The 19,887-nt window shown below is 37.9% G+C and carries 20 protein-coding genes and 1 riboswitch; of the genes, 6 read left to right on the top strand and 14 right to left on the bottom strand.

The annotated features are described in order from the left end of the window. Window positions 1–51: 51 nt before the first annotated feature. Entirely contained in the window at window positions 52–1,770 is a 1,719-nt protein-coding gene (gene ptsP / locus HCB49_RS03640) for a phosphoenolpyruvate--protein phosphotransferase (protein ID WP_185391055.1), read from the bottom strand. After that, window positions 1,770–2,036, bottom strand: a complete 267-nt coding sequence (locus HCB49_RS03635) for a phosphocarrier protein HPr (protein ID WP_003719221.1) — start codon at window positions 2,034–2,036, stop codon at window positions 1,770–1,772. Before HCB49_RS03635 ends, ptsP begins: the two co-directional genes overlap by 1 nt. 308 nt (window positions 2,037–2,344) lie before the next feature. On the opposite strand from HCB49_RS03635, the gene HCB49_RS03630 reads away from it, so the two are divergent. Together HCB49_RS03630 and HCB49_RS03625 are read left to right on the top strand one after the other, a co-directional pair. Continuing rightward, complete coding sequence (locus HCB49_RS03630) at window positions 2,345–2,614, top strand: YkvS family protein (protein ID WP_185391054.1); 270 nt, start codon at window positions 2,345–2,347, stop codon at window positions 2,612–2,614. Window positions 2,615–2,672: 58 nt separating this feature from the next. Further along, window positions 2,673–4,190: a phytoene desaturase family protein gene (locus tag HCB49_RS03625; RefSeq protein WP_185604135.1), complete on the top strand. Its 1,518-nt coding sequence runs from the start codon at window positions 2,673–2,675 to the stop codon at window positions 4,188–4,190. Here HCB49_RS03625 and HCB49_RS03620 read toward each other — a convergent pair whose 3' ends face one another. Further along, the gene (locus tag HCB49_RS03620) at window positions 4,191–4,970 is read right to left on the bottom strand and encodes a DUF422 domain-containing protein (RefSeq protein ID WP_185480169.1); all 780 of its coding nucleotides are present in this window, start codon (window positions 4,968–4,970) and stop codon (window positions 4,191–4,193) included. A 145-nt stretch (window positions 4,971–5,115) separates the two neighbouring features. Between HCB49_RS03620 and HCB49_RS03615 the strand changes: the two genes are divergently transcribed. Together HCB49_RS03615 and HCB49_RS03610 are read left to right on the top strand one after the other, a co-directional pair. Beyond that, on the top strand, window positions 5,116–5,727 hold the full coding sequence (locus HCB49_RS03615) for a CPBP family intramembrane glutamic endopeptidase (protein ID WP_185604134.1): 612 nt from the start codon (window positions 5,116–5,118) through the stop codon (window positions 5,725–5,727). A 164-nt stretch (window positions 5,728–5,891) separates the two neighbouring features. Further along, window positions 5,892–8,069, top strand: coding sequence for an ATP-dependent Clp protease ATP-binding subunit (locus HCB49_RS03610; protein WP_185604505.1), 2,178 nt, complete (start codon window positions 5,892–5,894; stop codon window positions 8,067–8,069). Between the two features lie 16 nt (window positions 8,070–8,085). Here HCB49_RS03610 and HCB49_RS03605 read toward each other — a convergent pair whose 3' ends face one another. Continuing rightward, window positions 8,086–8,565 carry a methylated-DNA--[protein]-cysteine S-methyltransferase gene (locus HCB49_RS03605; RefSeq protein ID WP_185604133.1) on the bottom strand — a complete coding sequence of 160 codons (480 nt, stop codon included), beginning with the start codon at window positions 8,563–8,565 and terminating at the stop codon, window positions 8,086–8,088. A 186-nt stretch (window positions 8,566–8,751) separates the two neighbouring features. Here HCB49_RS03605 and HCB49_RS03600 point away from each other — a divergent pair, with 186 nt between their 5' ends. Together HCB49_RS03600 and HCB49_RS03595 are read left to right on the top strand one after the other, a co-directional pair. Next, the gene (locus HCB49_RS03600; RefSeq protein ID WP_185604132.1) at window positions 8,752–9,783 is read left to right on the top strand and encodes an acyltransferase family protein; all 1,032 of its coding nucleotides are present in this window, start codon (window positions 8,752–8,754) and stop codon (window positions 9,781–9,783) included. A gap of 29 nt (window positions 9,784–9,812) precedes the next feature. Further along, window positions 9,813–10,181 (top strand): DUF4064 domain-containing protein, encoded by a 369-nt coding sequence (locus tag HCB49_RS03595; RefSeq protein ID WP_185391049.1) that lies wholly within the window; start codon window positions 9,813–9,815, stop codon window positions 10,179–10,181. Between the two features lie 84 nt (window positions 10,182–10,265). Here the strand turns inward: HCB49_RS03595 and HCB49_RS03590 are convergent, their stop codons facing one another. From HCB49_RS03590 to HCB49_RS03545, 10 genes are all read right to left on the bottom strand, one after another. Further along, window positions 10,266–11,600 (bottom strand): TrkH family potassium uptake protein, encoded by a 1,335-nt coding sequence (locus tag HCB49_RS03590; protein WP_185480330.1) that lies wholly within the window; start codon window positions 11,598–11,600, stop codon window positions 10,266–10,268. Between the two features lie 43 nt (window positions 11,601–11,643). Beyond that, window positions 11,644–12,411 (bottom strand): MeeY/MeeF family manganese export membrane protein, encoded by a 768-nt coding sequence (locus tag HCB49_RS03585; RefSeq protein ID WP_185604131.1) that lies wholly within the window; start codon window positions 12,409–12,411, stop codon window positions 11,644–11,646. Window positions 12,412–12,513: 102 nt separating this feature from the next. Beyond that, window positions 12,514–13,281: a MeeY/MeeF family manganese export membrane protein gene (locus HCB49_RS03580; RefSeq protein WP_185391048.1), complete on the bottom strand. Its 768-nt coding sequence runs from the start codon at window positions 13,279–13,281 to the stop codon at window positions 12,514–12,516. 97 nt (window positions 13,282–13,378) lie between these two features. Continuing rightward, window positions 13,379–13,483: riboswitch (yybP-ykoY riboswitch) on the bottom strand. A gap of 79 nt (window positions 13,484–13,562) precedes the next feature. Then, the gene (locus HCB49_RS03575) at window positions 13,563–14,924 is read right to left on the bottom strand and encodes an MATE family efflux transporter (protein WP_185604130.1); all 1,362 of its coding nucleotides are present in this window, start codon (window positions 14,922–14,924) and stop codon (window positions 13,563–13,565) included. A 53-nt stretch (window positions 14,925–14,977) separates the two neighbouring features. Continuing rightward, window positions 14,978–15,403, bottom strand: coding sequence for a MarR family winged helix-turn-helix transcriptional regulator (locus tag HCB49_RS03570; protein WP_185604129.1), 426 nt, complete (start codon window positions 15,401–15,403; stop codon window positions 14,978–14,980). Window positions 15,404–15,509: 106 nt separating this feature from the next. After that, complete coding sequence (locus tag HCB49_RS03565) at window positions 15,510–17,078, bottom strand: peptide chain release factor 3 (RefSeq protein WP_014600696.1); 1,569 nt, start codon at window positions 17,076–17,078, stop codon at window positions 15,510–15,512. A gap of 81 nt (window positions 17,079–17,159) precedes the next feature. Beyond that, a complete protein-coding gene (locus tag HCB49_RS03560) occupies window positions 17,160–18,014 on the bottom strand; it encodes an ABC transporter permease (RefSeq protein WP_185604128.1) in 855 nt (284 codons plus the stop codon). After that, window positions 18,007–18,918: an ABC transporter ATP-binding protein gene (locus tag HCB49_RS03555; protein WP_185604127.1), complete on the bottom strand. Its 912-nt coding sequence runs from the start codon at window positions 18,916–18,918 to the stop codon at window positions 18,007–18,009. The genes HCB49_RS03560 and HCB49_RS03555 overlap by 8 nt, the downstream gene beginning before the upstream one ends. Continuing rightward, window positions 18,915–19,343 (bottom strand): DUF3021 family protein, encoded by a 429-nt coding sequence (locus HCB49_RS03550; protein ID WP_185604126.1) that lies wholly within the window; start codon window positions 19,341–19,343, stop codon window positions 18,915–18,917. Before HCB49_RS03550 ends, HCB49_RS03555 begins: the two co-directional genes overlap by 4 nt. Continuing rightward, window positions 19,340–19,795 carry a LytTR family DNA-binding domain-containing protein gene (locus tag HCB49_RS03545; RefSeq protein WP_185604125.1) on the bottom strand — a complete coding sequence of 152 codons (456 nt, stop codon included), beginning with the start codon at window positions 19,793–19,795 and terminating at the stop codon, window positions 19,340–19,342. The genes HCB49_RS03550 and HCB49_RS03545 overlap by 4 nt, the downstream gene beginning before the upstream one ends. Between the last annotated feature and the right edge of the window lie 92 nt (window positions 19,796–19,887).

The raw sequence follows: 19,887 nt of genomic DNA, 5'->3' as shown, positions 1-19,887 counted from the left end.
ACAACATAAAAAGACCTAGACACGAAAAATGTCTAGGCCTTCAATCAGAGATTACTCTGCAGTATATTTTTCAACTAATTCTACAACTTCTTCTGCTGTAGATTTGTTTAAAGCTTCTTCCGCTAATTTCACCATTTCAGATTGATCTAAACGTTTGATTAACGAACGAGATTTAAGAATGCTTGAAGCACTCATTGAAAATTCATCTAAGCCTAAGCCTAAAAGAAGTGGTACAGCCGTTTGATCTCCAGCCATTTCCCCACACATACCAGTCCATTTGCCCTCTTTATGAGAAGCATCAATTACCATTTTAACTAAACGTAAAATAGATGGATTGTATGGTTGGTAAAGGTAAGAAACGCGTTCGTTCATACGGTCAGCAGCCATTGTATACTGAATTAAGTCATTTGTTCCGATAGAGAAGAAATCAACTTCTTTTGCAAATTGATCAGCTAAAACTGCAGCAGCAGGAATTTCAATCATAATTCCAAGTTCGATGGAATCAGATACTTCTGTTCCAGCAGCTTTTAGTTTCGCTTTTTCGTCTAGTAAAATATCACGTGCTTGACGGAATTCATTTACTGTTGCAATCATCGGGAACATAATTTTTAAGTTACCATATACACTTGCACGAAGTAACGCGCGAAGTTGTGTACGGAATAATTCTTCATTCGCAAAGCAAAGACGAATTGCGCGGAATCCTAAGAATGGGTTCATTTCTTCAGGAAGTTCTAGGTATGGTAACGTTTTGTCGCCACCGATATCTAATGTACGAACAACCACAGATTTTCCGTCCATTCCGGATACTACTGCTTTATACGCTTCAAATTGCTCTTCTTCTGTTGGGAAATTGTCGCGACCCATGTACAAGAATTCTGTACGGTAAAGTCCAACTGCTTCCCCGCCGTTAGAAATAACACCTTCTAAATCATTCGGAGTTCCGATGTTTGCTGCAAGCTCCACGTGAACGCCGTCTTTAGAAACGGTTTTTTCGTTTTTAAGTTTATCCCATTCTGCTTGTTGCAAAGCAAAATCAGATTTAATTTTTTCATAGTGAGCGATTTGTTCTTCTGTTGGGTGGATGATAACATTACCTTCCAAACCATCAATAATAACAATATCGTTTTTCGCTACGCTAGCAGTAACTTCTTTTGTTCCAACTACTGCTGGAATTTCAAGAGAGCGCGCCATAATAGCGGAGTGAGAAGTACGTCCACCAATATCCGTCACGAAACCTTTAACAAAGTTACGGTTAAGTTGTGCGGTATCAGAAGGCGTTAAATCAGCTGCAACAACAACTACTTCCTCATCAATTAAAGCTGGATTAGGAATAGTCACACCTAGTAAGTGAGAAAGAACACGTTTACGTACATCTTTAATATCCGCTGCACGTTCACGCATGTATTCGTTGTCCATAGATTCAAACATACCAATAAACATGTCTGTCGTTTCTTGTAAAGCTGTTTCTGCATTCGTTTTAGCATTTTTAATGCTTTCTTCGATTGGTCCTGTTAATTCAGGATCATTTAAAACTAGAAGATGCGCATCAAAAATTTGAGCCTTATCTTCGCCTAAGTCTTTAGCAGCTTTCTCACGGATCATTGAAAGTTCTTTTTTAGAAACTTCTAACGCGCTTTCAAAACGTTTTACTTCACTTTCAACATCCGTAACTTCTGTTTTTTCATAGGAAAGATCAGGTTCAACGAGCAGATAAGCTTTCGCAATGGCAATCCCATCAGATGCTGCGATACCTTTCAACTCTTTAGCCATTATTCAGCCAATCCTTCTTTCTTAAGAACTTCAGTTAGTCCTTCGATTGCTTCTTTTTCATCGCTACCTTCAGTGTAGATAGTGATATCAGCGCCTTTACCAATACCTAAAGACATAACGCCCATAATTGATTTAAGGTTTACTTTTTTACCAGTGTATTCAATTTGAACGTCAGAGCTGTATTTACTTGCAGCCTGCACCAATAGAGTTGCTGGGCGTGCGTGAATTCCTGTTTCATCGATTACTACAAAACTTGCTTGTTCCATAATTTACATTCTCCTTTGTAAAGAAATTTGTTGTAACCTTTTAAGCCGAAAAAATTTCGACAAAAAAGACTATCCCTCAATTAAAAAGAGTACCATGTTTTACCTATTGTTACAACTATTTGATTAAAAATTTTTTAGAATATTTTTTTGCAGTCTGCCCTGTTTCCTTCTTTATAAGCCAGAGAAAAGGGAGCGTTTTCTATAAATTTATTAACAAAATGATTCCTTTTTTATTTAAAATACACTTTTTAATGGCTTATAGTTGATTTTAATGGCTTTTTAGTGCAGAATTTAAGGAAGGTTCAAAAATGCATACATTCTTTTTCAGCAAGATAGTGGCAACACCGAAAATTGAAGGAGTGATAACAATGGCAAAAGCACATGTTGGAGACATTATTGAATTTAAGGATGGCTTAACAGGAATCGTTGAGAAGCTCAATGAAAATTCCGTTATTGTCGACTTAACTTATATGGAAAATTTCAAAGATTTAGGTATTGAAGAGAAAACCGTTGTAAACCACAAAAATTACCAAATTATTCATTCTGTGGAAGAAGACGAAGAAGAAACCGAAGAATAACAAACAAAATAGTTTTTTAAGTGCGCAAAAATAAAGCATTTCCGTGTGATAATGCTTTATGTTTTTGCGTTTTTTATATGTAGAAAAACGGGAAAAGGAGCGTTTTAATTTGGAGAGTAAAAAGAAAATCGCCATTATTGGAGCTGGACCAGGTGGCTTGGCTGCTGGGATGCTACTAAGTCAGCTCGGCTATCAAGTAAACATCTATGAAAAAAATGATCGCATTGGTGGCAGAACTGCGCTACACAAAATGGGCAAATACTCATTTGATGTCGGTCCTTCCGCGCTAACGATGACGCATATTCTCACTTCTCTTTTTATGGACTGTAATCGAAATATTTTGGACTATGTTTCTCTTTTACCGATTAATCCAATACATACGCTTTATTTTGAAGATATTACTTTTCCACTTTATAGTGATTATTCTGAAACAAAGACTGTCATTAAAACGTATTTTCCTGGAGAAGAAGATGGTTTTGAACGCTTTATGAAAGAAAATACGAAAAAAATGCTCTATGTTTCCCCGCTCAATCAATTTAATTATAGTTCGTTGTTTGATTTTTTCCGCCCGACGACTTTGCGTGCTATTCCTAGTTTGACGCTTGGCAGATCTTTAATGGATGATTTAGCGCGCTATTTTAATAGTAAAAACCTTCGTCTCGCTTTTTCGTTGCAAATGCGCTACTTAGGAATGTCTCCGTGGGATATTCCGGCGGCTTATAGCATTATCCCCTTTTCGGAATACTACTACGGCACCTTCCATCCCATCGGCGGGCAAAATAAAATTGTCGAAGCGATGCAGCAAGTAGTTACGGAAAATAAAGGCAAATTCTTCTTTAATTCCGAAGTAACCGAGTTCGAAACAAACGGCAAAGACATTACAGGCGCAGTGCTTGCCAATGGTAAAACAATTGAGGCAGACTATTATTTCACTAATTTAGATTTTATTTATTCCTTAACAAATGAATCGCCAAACAAATTGGAAACGAAAGAATATTCCTCTTCAGCTTTTATCATTTACCTTGGCTTAAAAACGATCTTGCCTTTTTCGCATCAATCGATTATTTTCCCAAAAAATTACCGTGAATTTGCGAATAATACAATACATAAGAAAATTTTATCCCAAGATTTATCGATTCATTTGACCAATCCTTCCGCAACAGATAATACGATGGCGCCAATCAATCATTCTAGCGTCCGCATTATGGTGCCGGTTCCAAATAATACGAGCAACATCGATTGGCAAAAAGAAACACCTGCTTTTCGAAAATTAATTTTAGATACCGTAAAAGAGCGTTTAGATGTGCCAGATTTAGAAGAATATATTGAAGAAGAATATATTATTACCCCAACAGACTGGGAAAAGAAATACCATGTTAAGTACGGTGCTATCTTTGGTTTGCAACATCTATGGCGCCAACATGGCTTCTTGCACCCTTCGAAAAAATCGCCTAAATTCAAAAATTTATTTGTGATTGGCGCTGGGGCAATGTCGGGTAGCTCCCTTCCTTTTATTATCGAAAATGCCCAAATCGCCACGCAGAAATTTTTACAAAAAGAAAAGAAATCCGAGTAATCATTCGGATTTCTTTTCTTTTTCCAGACTGAAAAAATAACAAGCCGTGAAAATAATATTGGAAACTATGATAATCGCAATCGATGTCCATAAATCAAGATAAAACGATAAAAATACGAAAAAGGCAATGATAATCCAATAAACAATAACAATTTCTGATTTTAAATCCGGATATTTGAGGCGTCCCCAGCTGTCCGTCAGACTCAAAATAAAGTAAATCATCAAATGTAAAATAAGACCTAACAACCACCAATTAACAAAATCCGATAGCTGTAATATCGTGAATCCATTTTGAGTAATGTAAAGTTGTTTGGATTGCATCGTGATTGGCTCGATTAACACTTCAAATATCATCACCATGGTTGCAGCAATAAAGGAATAAATCCCGCCGCGAATCCAGTCAATATTAATTTTCAGCGTAATTTCACGAGCGATAATGTGCGTACCAGCAACCATTCCGACCCAGATAAAGCCCATTGTTACCGGAATCCCATAGACACTTCCGCCCAGCGCAGATCCGATATACTCATCCGTATAACTCAACTGCATCCACTCGATACAAGTACTTACAACAAAAATAAGTAACGTGATTGCCGATCCTAGCCATTTACCATATTGCATAATAAAGAAAACAGCCGCAAACACACCAGTAAATACTAAAAATAACGATTGAACAGCCGTCAGCTCTGGTGGAATAACATGCAAGGAAACAAGCAATACACTGCCTAAAAACCAGAATATATAAATCCAAAGTAAAAATTTATAGTTTTTTTCTAACATCTATGAACCACTCCTATTTTTTAATTATATAGGATTTATTAAATTGCACAACTTTTATCTTATCTTTTGTTTAATTGTTGCCAAACGATTTCATTTGTTTTAAAGTAGTATGAGAAGTAATTGTTAAGAAGAGGTGTAAAGTATTTTGAAGAGCATCAAGATCGATTATAAACTTGTACTGGGACTCATTTTATGCGCCCTACTTGTTATATTAACCTATCAGTTCCCTCGTGTTTTTTGGTATCTATATGGGGCTGGAATGTTATTTTTACTTAGTTTTGTGATTTTTAATGATGATTTAAAAAAGGAATTTTCGTTCGTTAAAGGCATTTTACCAGGAATTTTTTCCGGAATTGTCCTTTATATTATTTTTTACATAGGCGCCTTTATTCTTAAAGTAACGCCAGGCGGTCTAGACAATTCTGTGGAAGCTGCTTTTAATAAGTATTCAACGCATTCTTGGATAATTTGGTTGCTATTAGTTGTTGCTATTATCCCAGGTGAAGAAATTTTCTGGCGTGGCTTTGTATTAAAACGATTGAACCATTATTTTAATCCGTGGTTTTCGAACATATTCGGGGCGTTACTTTGTATGGTAATGATGCTTCCAAGTGGTAATTTTGCAGCTATTATAGGTATTTTTGTTGCTTCGCTCGCGTGGAACATTATGTATTCGTATCGACCAAGCCTATTGATGTTGTATATGTCGCATTTAACCTTTGCTTTTTTACTACTCGCGGCACTACCAATTTACTAAAAACAACCTAGAACACTCCTTTTATAGGGGTGTTTTTTTTCGCAAAAAAAGTAAAGCAAAATACTTGAAAGTCAAAATAGGTCAGTATATAATAGATTCATAAGGTCAAATATAGTCAAAGTCAAGACCTTTCATTTCTCATTTTTAAAAGGAGGAAATTAATGATGAACTGTGAAAAATGTAATCAAAATCAAGCAACAATCCAACTATATATGAATATTAATGGCAAGCGTGTAGAAATGCCGCTTTGTGCCTCTTGTTATGCCGAAGTTAGAAACCAAGCAAATTTTGGAGCAAATGAGTTTCCAGGTACTGGCGGTTCCCCGTTTGACGATATTTTCCGTCAATTAAGTGGCGCTGCTGCAAATCAAGCAAACCGTGAACAAAGAAGCCAAGCAAATCCACAAGTACAAACACAAACTAGTGGAGGCGGAAATAGTTTACTAGATGAATTTGGGACAAATTTAACTGATATGGCGAAAAATGATCAATTAGACCCTGTCATCGGTCGCGACAAAGAAATTAAACGTGTAATTGAAATTTTGAATCGCCGGAATAAAAATAATCCTGTTCTCATTGGTGAACCAGGTGTTGGTAAAACAGCCGTTGTCGAAGGACTTGCAAATGCGATTGTCGCAGGAAATGTCCCAAGCAAACTAATAAACAAAGAAGTTATTTTGCTTGATGTCGCTTCGCTTGTTTCTGGCACAGGTATCCGCGGACAATTTGAAGAACGCATGAAACAACTAATTAAAGAGCTTCAAGAACGTAAAAATACCATTCTCTTTATTGATGAAGTCCATACTATCGTTGGTGCTGGTTCCGCAGAAGGTTCGATGGATGCTGGTAACATTTTAAAACCAGCACTCGCACGTGGTGACTTACAAATGATTGGTGCAACAACACTAAAAGAGTACCGCACGATCGAAAAAGATGCCGCACTTGAGCGTCGTTTCCAACCAGTGACAGTAAATGAACCATCCACAAAAGAAACGCTAACTATTTTAAATGGCTTAAAACAAAAATATGAAGATTTCCACGAAGTAGTTTATTCACCAGAAGCTTTAACAGCAGCGGTTGAACTAAGCTCCCGTTACATCCAAGACCGCCATTTACCAGATAAAGCCATTGATTTAATGGATGAAGTTGGTTCTAAATACAATCTATCTATTGAAAAACTAGACGAAAACACTGTGAGCGAACGTGTTGCTCGTTTAGAGGAAGAAAAAAATCAAGCACTCCAAATGGAAGACTACGAAAAAGCAGCCAAAGTTCGGGACGAAATTACTCGACTAGAAGAAAACAAAACAAGCAATTCCTTCTCAGAACGCCCAGTCATCCAAGCATCTGACATCCAAGCAATCATTGAGGAAAAAACTGGCATTCCAGTAGGACGTCTACAAGAAGACGAACAATCCAAAATGAAAAACTTAGAAAGCAACTTAACTGGTAAAGTAATTGGTCAAGAAGATGCCGTGAAAAAAGTTGCCAAAGCAATTCGTCGTAGCCGCGTCGGCCTCAAATCGAAAAACCGCCCAATTGGCTCCTTCCTATTTGTTGGACCAACTGGGGTCGGAAAAACAGAGCTTGGTCGCACACTTGCTCGTGAACTTTTCGGTACTAGTGAAGCAATGATTCGTTTAGATATGAGTGAATTCATGGAAAAACACAGCGTCTCTAAATTAATCGGTTCTCCTCCAGGCTATGTTGGTCACGAAGAAGCTGGTCAATTAACAGAAAAAGTACGTCGCAATCCGTATAGCATCATTTTGTTAGACGAAATCGAAAAAGCACATCCTGATGTTCAACATATGTTCCTACAAATTTTAGAAGATGGTCGTCTAACTGACTCACAAGGCCGCACAGTCAGCTTTAAAGATACGGTTATTATTATGACAAGTAACGCTGGTGCGACAGATACAGAAGCTTCCGTCGGGTTTAATACAACGGCCGACACAAAACTGGAAAAAGGTTCTGATATCCTTGCAAAATTAGGCGCATACTTCAAACCTGAATTCTTGAACCGTCTGGATAGCGTGATTGAATTTAAATCACTTGAAAAAGACGACTTAGTACAAATTATTGACTTAATGCTCGTTGACTTAAATGCCATGCTCGCACAAGAAGGTGTGACCATTGATGTTTCTAAAGAAGTGAAAGAGCAGTTGATTGAACTTGGTTATGATCCTAAATTCGGAGCAAGACCACTGCGCCGGACTATCCAAGAACACTTGGAAGATGCCATTGCTGACAGCTTAATCGATCAACCAGAAGCGAAAAACTTAACAGCTACACTAAATGAAGACAAAGAAATCATCATCACAGAGCAAGTAACAGCGTAAATAAAAAAGGCTTGAGTTAATTTAAACTCAAGCCTTTTTCTAATGCAAGTAAATATTGCTTTTTATCTACATCTGCCCCGTTATATCCGCCCAGTTCCCCGTTACTTTTTACGCACCTGTGACAAGGAATAAGTAGTGGAATTGGATTAGCGCGATTGGCTTGCCCCACTGCTTGAACAGCTTTAGGACTTCCCGCCGCAATCGCAATATCTTTATAACTGACAACGACGCCATACGGAATCTCACTCAATGCTTGCCAGACTCGTTTTTGAAAATCGGTCCCTTTTAGTAACAACGGTAATTCAAACACTTCTCTCGTCCCTTCAAAATAAGTGTCCAGTTGCATAATTAATTTCTGAAAAAGTACTTGCTCGTGCGCTGTCCCAACAAGCTCTTCCCAATTATCTGGCTTATCATACGAAATGCTCGTAATCCATTCCTCTTCAATCGTTATAAATAGCTCTCCAACTGGTGATGCATTTATTTGTTTTAGCATACCTTCGTTGCCCCCCGTTAATTTATTGTTCTAAAGATAGCACGTCCCTCGAAAATTCGCAAACCTGTGTCATCGCCTATTAATATTTGATACCTTTTGTTACTCAACTGTTGGTTAACCGTTACAGAGGCTAGGGTAAAATATACAAAGGCACAATCAACATAGAATAGAAAGGACTGTTTTTCTATGGAACAAACCGCCGTAAAGCGGGAAAGTTATTTCGATAACGCCAAATTCATTTTGATTTTCTTAGTAGTATTTGGTCATTTTCTCCAAACATTTATCGCGGATTATGCTGGTGTCCGTGTACTTTATATCTATATTTACACATTTCATATGCCCGCTTTCGTCCTCATATCCGGCTTTTTTGCCAAAGGGTTTGGAAAACAGGATTATTTAAAAAAGACGATGAAAAAGCTCATTTTACCATACGTATTTTTTCAGCTTATTTATAGTATTTTTTATTATTTTCTTTTAAGTAAAGACAATCTTTCCATCAAATTTTTAGATCCGGAATGGTCGCTTTGGTTTTTACTGAGCTTATTTTTCTGGAATGTTATGTTATTGGTTTTTTCGAAAATCAAGCCGTGGAAATCTGTGAGCCTTGCGCTTCTTATTGGTTTAGTCGCTGGGTATTTTGATATTATCGGCGGTTATCTAAGCTTATCGCGGACGCTTGTTTTTTTCCCTTTTTTCTTAGTAGGATATTTTTTGAAGAAAGAGCATTTTTATTTCTTGAAAACGCATTTTGCTTCCATTCTTGGAGGTATTTTCATTATTTTACTGCTAACATTTATTACACTACATCCTAATTTAAATGATAAATGGTTTTTAGGCTCTAAACCTTATGCGAACTTTGTAGAAGTGAAGTCACTCGGTCTATTTATTCGGGCGCTTGTGTATTTTATTAGTTTTGCTTCAATTGCCGCATTCTTCAGTTTTATTCCTCGAAAAAGGTTATTTTTCACTAAATGGGGTAAAAATACGTTATATGTTTATTTGTTACATGGCTTCTTTATTAAATTTTTTCGTGAAGGTGGCCAGACTGACTTTCAATATAGCCCGTCGACATTTTTACTTCTATTTATCATTACCTTTGCCTTAACGGTGTTGTTGTCTAGCCGATTGGTAAAAACGTTCGTGCAACCGGTCATTGAACTTAGGGTATCAATGCTGCGGGATGTGTTTAGCCGCTTAGTAAAACGGGAAAGTTATTAAACGTATAGCTAGAAAAAGGAGGTTTTAATATGGGTTCAAGAAAACCAGAAATTATTATCGGATTAATTGGCTCTATCATTGGGATTTTAGTTGGCTTTTGGATTATTAACTATGGAGATTCCGTCACAGATTATATACAGACGTTTACTTATTTGCCAGGTGAATTAGGTAATGAGTTAGAAAATCTTGGGTGGATTACATTAATCGCATCGGTTGTTGCTTTAATTGCTTCCCTCTTAATCAAATCAGCGCCACGTGGTTGGGGTGTTATCTTAGTTGTTATCGGTATCGTACTTTTCTTCGTTATCGGAACGGCTTGGATCGTATCAGGTATCTTAATCACTTTAACTGGATTAATGGGGATTTTCCGAAGACCAGTTCCAAAATCAAATTATTAATGAGTAACCTCTTGGTCATTTTGATCAAGGGGTTTTTAATGCACTAAAAAAGCCATTCTGTAGTTAGCAGAATGGCTTTTCACTTTAACCAGTAATAATTTTCTCTTTTGGTAAACGAATCGCATTTTTAGGTTGGTTTTTATTTCGCAAGCTAAGCATCGAGTACATAATCCCTACCCGACCGATAAACATCAACACAATAATAATTAATTTACCTGGTGTGGATAAATCTGGTGTTAAGCCTACCGAAAGTCCCGTCGTACCAAATGCCGAGAACACTTCAAAAATAACGGCAATGAGCGAGGCCGTCTCCGTTTGCATTAAAATAACAATGGAAGAAATACTTACGAACCCTGCTACTAACGTGACAGCAAGCGATTTTCGCACATCTTCCTGATGCAGTTCCCGTCCAAAAATGTAGACATGCTTCCGACCACGAACAACCGAATAGATAAACAAAATCGTAATCGCAAATGTCGTCGTTCGTATTCCGCCCCCAACAGAACTTGGGGAAGCACCGATGAACATGAGGAAAGAAACGAGTAGTAACGTCGATACCGATAATGCGCCACTATCAATCGTTTGCAGTCCCGCGCTTCGTGATGTCGCTGATAAGAACATCGAATTAAAGAATCCGAAGTCCCAACTTTGCCCACTAAAGAAATGCTGATATTCAAACAACCAAATCAGCAGCCCCCCACCAATCAATAGAACAAAGTAAGTCAGCGTCGTCACTTTAACAAACAAAGAAAAACGGAACGGAATCAATGTGTTTTTCTCAAATAAAAATCGGCGTGTCTCAAGTAACACTGGGAAACCAATCGCTCCAGCAATGATTAATAAAATCGAAATAAACTGAACGAAATAATCATTCGCGAATGGCATTAATGATTTACCTGTAATATCAACGCCTGCATTCGTAACTAGCGAAACTGAGTTGTATAACCCTTGGAACATCGCATCCCAAAAATTCGGATAGAGCGGAATAAAGTAAATCCCTAAAATCAGCGCTCCAATTAGCTCAATACCAAAAATTAAAACGAGGATTTCACGAAGCATCCGCACCATCCCGCTCATAGTAAACTGATTTGTATCCGTCATAATTAATTGGCGTTGTTTCAAGCCAATCCGTCTTTTTAAAATTAAGTAGAAAAACGTACTAATCATCATGACACCAAGTCCGCCAATTTGGAAAATCGCCATTAATACCCAAATTCCGGCCGTACTATATGTCTGACTTACATCTACTGTAGTTAAACCAGTGACACTCACCGAACTCGCTGCCGTAAAAAGTGTATCAATAAACGATACCTTTACCCCTTTTTGTAACGTAAACGGTAAGCTGAGTACGATAGTAGAAATCGTCACCGCCAGAAAATAATACGCAATTATAACTTGAACTGGCGTCATACGTGCCAAAACAAGCTTCAATCTTCTGCGTAGTTTTACTTCCTGATCATATTCAAATTCTTTTGGTTTTCTTCTCTTTTTTTCTCGCAATGATATAACCACCCAAACCTATTATTATCATAACCGACCAGAATGTCAGCTTCCAAACGGCTGAATCTGGAAAATCTTCTGGAATAATTGCTACAGATGGATGTGCTAGCGTTAGAACCGCCATTTTCACACCAACCCAACCGACAATTAAAAACGCTGCTGTTTCAAGTGTAGGGTAACGCTCTAATAATTTAACCACTTGTGTGGCCGCAAAACGAATTACGACAAGTCCTGCGATACCACCAAGGAACATCACGATAAATTGCCCACCGTTCATTCCCCCAATATCAAAATTCCCTAAATCTGGCAAAGTAACTACTAATGCTGCTGCAGCTAACATAGAATCCAGTGCAAAAGCTATATCCGTCAATTCCACACGAGCTACTACACCCCAAAAGGAAGTTGATTTGGCTTCTGATGTTTCTTTGACTTCTTCTTGCTTGCCTTTTTTAAGGCGCCACATGTGCTTAATTGCTAAGTACAATAAATAAACCGCGCCGATAGCTTGTATTTCCCATATTTTTACTAAAAATGAAATTAAAAATAATGCCACAAAACGGAAAACAAAAGCCCCAACTAACCCATAAAACAAGGCTTTTCGTTGCTTATCGTGCGGTAGACCTTTAACAATGACTGCCATAACTACGGCGTTGTCTGCTGATAGAATTCCTTCTAGTACTACTAAAACAAGGAAAACTAGCGCATATTCGCCCCAAATAGAAACATCCATTCCTCATTCACCATCCTTCTACTCTATCATAAAATTGTGATTTCAGCATCTGGTTGTATGTAAAACCAGAAGTACAATCATGCACTTCTGGCCAGTTAAAACTTATTTAGTTATTTCAGCTTTTTTCTTACTGCGATAGGAAACGAACCATCCCCATAGAATAATAAGAATCATCACACCCCAGAAAATTAATTTCCAAAGCGTTGACTCAGGGAAGCTGTGTGGAATTACCCCAAGACTTGGATGTGCTAATGTATAAATTACTAGCTTCACACCTACCCAACCAACAATTAAAAACGCAGCTGTTTCGAGACTTGGATAGCTTTTTAGTAATTTAACAAATTGAGTTGCTGCAAAACGGATAATAATTAGGCCAACAAGTCCACCTAAGAACATAATCGCGAATTGTCCAGTGTCAATGCCCCCAATGTGTCCCCATCCAGTTTCTGGAAGAGTAATGGCAAGGGCTACTGCCGCAAGCATGGAATCAATCGCAAACGCTATATCTGCAATCTCTACTTTTAGAACGGTCATCCAAAAACCAGAGCCAGCTTTTTCTTTCTTTTCTTTTTCCCCATCTTTTCCTTTTGCATGTTTCCAAATATGACTAATAGCAATATAAAGTAAATATGCGGCACCAAGCGCTTGAACTTGCCAAACGTTTGCCAAAAAGGAAATTAAGAATAATGCGCCAAAACGGAAAACAAAGGCACCCATTAATCCGTAAAATAACGCTTTTTTCTGTTGTTTATCAGGGAGATGCTTGACCATAACGGCCATAACGACTGCATTATCTGCTGCCAAAATCCCTTCAAGACCGATTAGGACAAGTAACACCCAACCGTACTCTAAAATCATTGCTGTATCCACTAATTCTTTTCCTCCTTTGTTCTATTAAAATGTCAAAGATCTCCTATTTTGAAGAAACAAAAAAGCGAGACCTGCCCGTAAAGGCAAAGGTCTCGCTAACATTTAAAGTTAAATGTGATAAAACCGATGATATCTCTATCATGTAATGACGACTTTATCCTGATTAAAAAACTAACCAGCGCTACTCCCCTCTGACATTTGTCAAAGAACGATATATGATTACCTAGAGAATAATACCATAATTTAGAACTTCTCGTCAACTAATTTTTCTCACAAACTTTTTAAACGGCTAAGTCTTTCGTTTTTGCGCTACTAGCTATTTTAATATTATGGATTGTGAAAAGTGTCACACCGATTAAACATGTAAGCACTTCCGTCGTTGTTAATGACCAAATCACACCCATAAGTCCGAAATAATGTTGTCCTAAAATAATCACTGGAATAAAAATAATCCCCTGTGAGACTGACATAATCGTCGCTGGAATAGCTTTCCCAATCGCTTGAAAAGTACTCGTAAACAGTCCAGTAAATCCACTGAAAAGAGAAGATATCAACATAGCAACCATAATATGCACACCAAGCGTTATCACACTTTGACTGTCGCTAAACAGATGCATCACTTGGAAACGGAAAATAAATACCATACTCGAAATCGCCAGTACAATAAGCCCAATACTAATCGCTGTAAACCGAATGGCTTTTTCAAATCGCGCAATATTCCCCGCACTGTAATTATACGCTAATAGCGGAATAATCCCCATATAAAGTCCCATACAAATGAATTCAGGCAACTGCACCACTCGAAGCGCCACGCCAAAGCCGGCAACGACCCCTTCACCGTACAGCATCGAATAGTGATTTAAAACGAGCGTTGTTACAATGAGAAATAACGATAAAAGCAGCTCTGAAACGCCAATTTTAAAGACATTTTGACCGATTTCTTTTGTCGCTTTAAACCATTTAAAACGAATAGATAAATAATCACTTTTCTTCTCTAAATACCAAGCATAGTAAATCAGCGAAAATAAACTTGCTAATCCTACCGAAACTGCGGCCCCCACCACATTAAAATCAAAATACAAAATAAGTAATGGATCAAATACTAAATTAACGACCGTAGCAATTATCATTCCGTTCATAGAAACCCGCGAAGCTCCCTCAGCCCGAACCACCTGTTCTAAAGCAAAATTCGCAATAATAAACGGGCTACAAATTAAAAGCGCTAACGTATAATTTTTCGTGTGTAAAAAGCTTGTTGCATCTGCCCCTAGAAAATGAGTAACTGGATTAATTAAAAACCCTAGTAAAATCGCGCAAATAATCCCTAACACTAAACTTCCGTATAACACAAAGGCGGAAACTTGCTTTGCCTTGGTTCCCTCCGCTTTCCCTAGCAAGCGAGAAATATACGTCCCGCCCCCAACGCCAAACATATTCCCAATCGCCATTAAAATCGTAAACATCGGCAAACCAAGTGTTACCGCTGTTAACATCGACGTATCATGCAGCAAACCAATAAAGAAAGCATTAACGATGTTATAAATTACTCCTACTGACATCCCGAGCATCATCGGAATTGATAAATGCGCTATCGCCTTAGGAATGCTTGCTTTAGTTAGATAATAATTATCTGAGTGTTTCATTTTAGTTCCCCCTTGAAATTAGTTAGAATTCTAACTATATAGTTAAATTTTTTTTATTCGGTATTATCGTCAATCTTGCTAAGTAAATCAATAAAAGTTTTATACTCATCAGCGGAAAGAATTTTCTTCGCTTTATCGTCTTCACGCGGAAAAGAAGCATTAAATTCGTCTACAATCTGCTTGCCTTCCTCAGTTAAAGTAACTACTTTTTCTCGGCCATCTCGAATGCTTGGTTTGCGCGAAATCAATTTCTTTTTCTCAAGACCTTGAATCAAACTAGTAATACTTGCACCACGCGTTTGGAAAATTCGCTGAAGATCTTTTTGGATAATTTCATTTGCCGCATTATCATTTAAAAACCCAAGAACTCTAGCTTGTTGTGTTGTCAGCCCAAATTGAGCAACTTTTGCGTCCATTTTCCGTTTGGATTTAATCATAATCGAACGAATCAACGTATCCATCGTCTTCTCTCTTCTCACGAGTATTCCTCCTTATTAATTAGAATTCTAACTAATTATAGCGCGTTTCGAAAAATTGTCAAGAAAAAAACAACCTATTTGCGAAAATACAAATAGGTTGCTTTTTTTATAGTAATGAAGTTAATTCGATATCTGGATTTTTATCATTAAACCAATTGATTGCGAATTCATTTTCGAATAAGAATAACGGTTGGTCGAAACGGTCTTTCACTAGCATGCTTCTTGCTGTAGATAGTTTTTCGTCCGCGTCTTCTTCTTTCACCCAACGAGCAATTTTTTTACCGATTGGCTCCATTCGGATTTCTGAATTATATTCGCCGCGCATTCTGTGTTCGAATACTTCAAATTGCAACTGACCAACAGCGCCAATGATGTATTCTTCTGTGCGCCATGTTTTAAACAACTGAATCGCACCTTCTTGCACGAGTTGCTCTACGCCTTTATGGAAATGCTTTTGTTTCATCACGTTTTTCGCATAAACACGCATAAACAATTCTGGTGTAAACTGCGGAAGTTTTTCAAATTCGAGTTTTTTACTTCCATTAGTAATCGTATCACCAATTTGATAATTTCCCGTGTCGTATAAACCGATAATATCACCAGCAACCGCACGATTAACCGTTTCCCGGTCATCTGCCATAAACTGCGTCGAGTTCGCAAGTTTCATACTTTTCCCTGTTCGCGTCAACGTAACGTTCATACCGCGTTCAAATTCACCTGAACAAATTCGAATAAAAGCAATCCGATCACGGTGGGCAGGGTTCATATTAGCTTGAATTTTGAAGATAAAGCCGGAAAACTTCGGATTATCTGCTTCAATCACACCTTCATTCGATTCATGACTGGAAGGAGCCGGTGCAAAATCAACAAATGTACGTAAGAAAGTTTCTACGCCAAAGTTTGTTAAGGCACTTCCGAAAAATACTGGTGTTTGCTCGCCCGCAATAATACGTTCGCGGCTAAAGTCATTACCAGCTTCATCTAGCAACATAATTTCTTCCAAGGCTTGATCGTAATAAAGTGATTTTTGAATAGCATGTGCTTCTTTCAAATCACCATCTTCACCCAGTGGTAAGAAACGCTCATCTTCTTCTGAACGATATTGCTCAATTACACGATGATAACGGTCATAAAGCCCAGCAAGCTCTTTGCCCATACCAATCGGCCAGTTCATTGGATACGATTCAATACCAAGAACCTCTTCTAGTTCAGCAAGTAGTTCAAGAGGCATTTTCCCTTGACGGTCCATTTTATTAATAAACGTAAAAATAGGAATTCCGCGCATTCGACAAACTTTGAATAGTTTTAACGTTTGGGCCTCAATCCCTTTTGCCGCATCGATAACCATGACAGCACTATCGACCGCCATCAATGTCCGGTACGTATCTTCACTGAAATCCGAGTGCCCCGGTGTATCCAAAATATTAATTCTTGAACCATTATAATCAAACTGCATCACAGAACTCGTTACCGAGATACCACGTTGTTTTTCAATTTCCATCCAGTCACTTGTCGCAAACTTGCCAGATTTCTTTCCCTTTACAGTCCCAGCTGAACGGATAACGCCACCGAATAATAATAATTGCTCAGTAATCGTCGTTTTCCCAGCATCCGGGTGAGAAATAATCGCAAACGTTTTGCGTGAAGCAACTTCTTTTTGCAAATCTTGACTCATTGTTATTTTCCTCCTAGATTCATTCACATTCCATTAGTATAGCATAACTAGGAGAATTTCGGCTGATTTTTTATTCAAAAATTATTTTGTTTGCCGTTTCATTAGGACGACAGATAATGCGCCAAACACGACTGCAAAGGCGATTAAAATAAGTAAGCTCATACCTGTTGTGACCGTTTTATCGCCCCAATAAATCGTAATCCCAATCATTTCTTTCGTCGCATCCATCGCATGAGTATTCCCATTAAAAACTTGTTGCAACGGTTCTTTTGTCATAATTTCTCGAATAGCTGACGCACCGTACGTAAAAGGAAAACATTTCATCACCGTTTGCACTACCGCTGGAAGAGAGCCGATTGGCAAATAAATTCCAGCAATAAAGCCAATCACTGTCCCAACAATCGTCGAAACCGAACTAAAGGCACTAGCTTTCTTCACCAAACTAGCGATAAAAAACATAATACTACTACAACATAGAACATTAATTAAAATAATTCCGATTAAACGCGCCCAACTTTCTAGCGGTATAAGAGCTCCACCTGTCAACCAAATATACATTTCACCAACAAAAAGGGTTATCACAGAAAGCAGAAACGAAGCCACCAGCCCGCTGACAATATAACTTATAACGATACGCCATCTCGAAGCCGGTGTTATCGCAAAACTTCTTGCAATGCTCTCCTCCTCATCATGCACTTTTAAAGAAAAAACCGCGAGCGAAACAGTGACCGGTGTTATCGCCAAAATCCCGGCAATCACCCACGTATTCACTAATTCTTGTATCCCCGTTGCTTTCCCAGAAGCCTGTTTGAACATCTCCTCCATATTGCTTCCTAGAAAAATCGCATACAAGCCAATAATAATTAAAATCGTCAATAACGACATAAATACAGCCGTTTTATCACGAAAATAGATTTTTAAATTTCGACTAATCATTAGAATCCTCCTTAATCAGAGAGATAAATGCATCATCCAGATTTCCTTTAATTACCTCAAATGAACTGTAAAGCCCCGCTGTTCGGTTTAAAATAGCCAAAATTCCGACATCTTCCTTTATGACATCCACGCGCATCAATCCCTTCGTTACTTTAAACGGCAAACCTAGTTCCTCGATAATTGCTTGCAGTTCCGCTAGCTTAGGTTCATAAAAGAAAATTTTATCCACAGAAAAACGACTTCTAATACTCGCTGGCGTGCCTTCCGCAATAATTTTACCTTTATGAATGACCGCTAACTGGTCCGCGTCCTTCGCTTCTTCTAAATAATGAGTCGTCAAAAATACCGTCATGCCCAATTCTTCGCGCAAATAATCAATAATTTTCCAGACACTGACTCTCGTTTTCGGATCCAGCCCGGTTGTTGGCTCATCTAGTAGCAAGATTTCTGGATCATGCATAATCGCTCGAGCAATTTCCGCCCGACGTTTTTGCCCGCCAGATAATTTTTCAAACCGCCGATTCAAAATATCCTCAATCCCCATCATAGAAGAAACAAGTTCTAGGCGTTCGGTAATTTCAGCTTTTGTTTTCCCATACAAACTCGCGCGATTGTATAAATTTTCCCGCACCGTCAGTAAATCATCCAACACATTATCCTGAAAAACAACCCCCAATTTCTGCCTAAACGCTTTACGATTTTTGAAAGTCAACTGTTCATCATCAATAAAAATTTCTCCCGAAGTGGGTTCGCTTTCTGTACAAATCATGCTCAGCGTGGTCGATTTCCCCGCACCATTTTCACCGAGAAAAGCAAACAAGGCCCCTTTCTCTACTTCTAAATTAATGCCCTTGACTGCTTCGACTTTACCAAACGTTTTAACTACATTCGTCAGTTTTATCATTTTGTCTCCCTTTCTCGCATTTCTGCTAATTTTTGATTAATTTCATTACTAAATTTCGCATCGCGGTAACTGAAAAAAGCATGCATCACAAGAAAAGTCACACAAATTAACCCAAAGATAATCATAAATCCAGCAATTGTATCATACCAATCAAACAACCACCCTAGCCCTAAAATCGTCGCGCCTATAAAAAGGAAAAACACAAGCAAGCGGATGTAAAAAGTTCGTTTCGTCTTTATCGAATGATTAAAAAGTAATTGCTGAATAAAAGTCGTTACGATACTAAATCCTAACATGATAAAAACGTCTTGAATGGCCATTAATTCTGTTTGTCCTGTCGCGACATAAGAACAAATCATCGTTATCATCGAGGCCGTGAAAATAATACACATAGATTGAATAAATTGAATTAGTTTTTTAGTCATTTGCGCTTCCCTCCCATGTTTAATTTCTGCTTTAAGACTTTGGCGTATTGTCTGGAAATAATCACTTTTTCATTATTAAAAAGGTTCGCTTCAAATTTCCCATTAAAACTAGGGGCAATTTTTTCAATCGCATCGATATTTAATATCATCGATTTCGAGCACCTGAAAAAGGAACTATCTTTGAATTTTTCTTCCAATTCATATAGTTTCCAATGGATTTCATAGACGTCTTGTTCCGTATAAACAAAGATTTTACTTTCCACTGCTTCAAAATATAAAATCGTATTTGGCTCTAGCAAATAGGTGGCGCTATCTTTTTTAACGGAGATTTTTTCCGTTGGCTCTTCTAGTCCCGCTACCATGCTGGATACTTCTGCTAGATTATCGGGATGACAATATATATTCACTTCGCCAACCACTAAATTTTCATCTTGCTTTACATGGAATTTCATCTAGTTGCCTCCCTTTTTCTTTTTATTATAAACACTCCATTAAAAACTACAAGCCGATTTTAGTAACATGCATTTTAATCTAACTAAGATGC

The sequence above is a fragment of the Listeria cossartiae subsp. cayugensis genome (genome assembly GCF_014229095.1).
GTDB classification, from domain to species: domain Bacteria; phylum Bacillota; class Bacilli; order Lactobacillales; family Listeriaceae; genus Listeria; species Listeria cayugensis.
Note: the sequence above shows the minus strand (reverse complement) of the source record. Positions and strands in the feature narration are given on the sequence as shown.

Coding starts and splice junctions, on each gene's coding strand:
- HCB49_RS03560 (WP_185604128.1), bottom strand. CDS start 18,014: ATGATTAGTCGAAATTTAAAAATCTATTTTCGTGATAAAACGGCTGTA.
- HCB49_RS03555 (WP_185604127.1), bottom strand. CDS start 18,918: ATGATAAAACTGACGAATGTAGTTAAAACGTTTGGTAAAGTCGAAGCA.
- HCB49_RS03595 (WP_185391049.1), top strand. CDS start 9,813: ATGGGTTCAAGAAAACCAGAAATTATTATCGGATTAATTGGCTCTATC.
- HCB49_RS03585 (WP_185604131.1), bottom strand. CDS start 12,411: ATGGATGTTTCTATTTGGGGCGAATATGCGCTAGTTTTCCTTGTTTTA.
- HCB49_RS03565 (WP_014600696.1), bottom strand. CDS start 17,078: ATGAGTCAAGATTTGCAAAAAGAAGTTGCTTCACGCAAAACGTTTGCG.
- HCB49_RS03635 (WP_003719221.1), bottom strand. CDS start 2,036: ATGGAACAAGCAAGTTTTGTAGTAATCGATGAAACAGGAATTCACGCA.
- HCB49_RS03575 (WP_185604130.1), bottom strand. CDS start 14,924: ATGAAACACTCAGATAATTATTATCTAACTAAAGCAAGCATTCCTAAG.
- HCB49_RS03630 (WP_185391054.1), top strand. CDS start 2,345: ATGCATACATTCTTTTTCAGCAAGATAGTGGCAACACCGAAAATTGAA.
- HCB49_RS03620 (WP_185480169.1), bottom strand. CDS start 4,970: ATGTTAGAAAAAAACTATAAATTTTTACTTTGGATTTATATATTCTGG.
- HCB49_RS03625 (WP_185604135.1), top strand. CDS start 2,673: ATGTTTTTGCGTTTTTTATATGTAGAAAAACGGGAAAAGGAGCGTTTT.
- HCB49_RS03545 (WP_185604125.1), bottom strand. CDS start 19,795: ATGAAATTCCATGTAAAGCAAGATGAAAATTTAGTGGTTGGCGAAGTG.
- HCB49_RS03610 (WP_185604505.1), top strand. CDS start 5,892: ATGAACTGTGAAAAATGTAATCAAAATCAAGCAACAATCCAACTATAT.
- HCB49_RS03600 (WP_185604132.1), top strand. CDS start 8,752: ATGGAACAAACCGCCGTAAAGCGGGAAAGTTATTTCGATAACGCCAAA.
- HCB49_RS03605 (WP_185604133.1), bottom strand. CDS start 8,565: ATGCTAAAACAAATAAATGCATCACCAGTTGGAGAGCTATTTATAACG.
- ptsP (WP_185391055.1), bottom strand. CDS start 1,770: ATGGCTAAAGAGTTGAAAGGTATCGCAGCATCTGATGGGATTGCCATT.
- HCB49_RS03550 (WP_185604126.1), bottom strand. CDS start 19,343: ATGACTAAAAAACTAATTCAATTTATTCAATCTATGTGTATTATTTTC.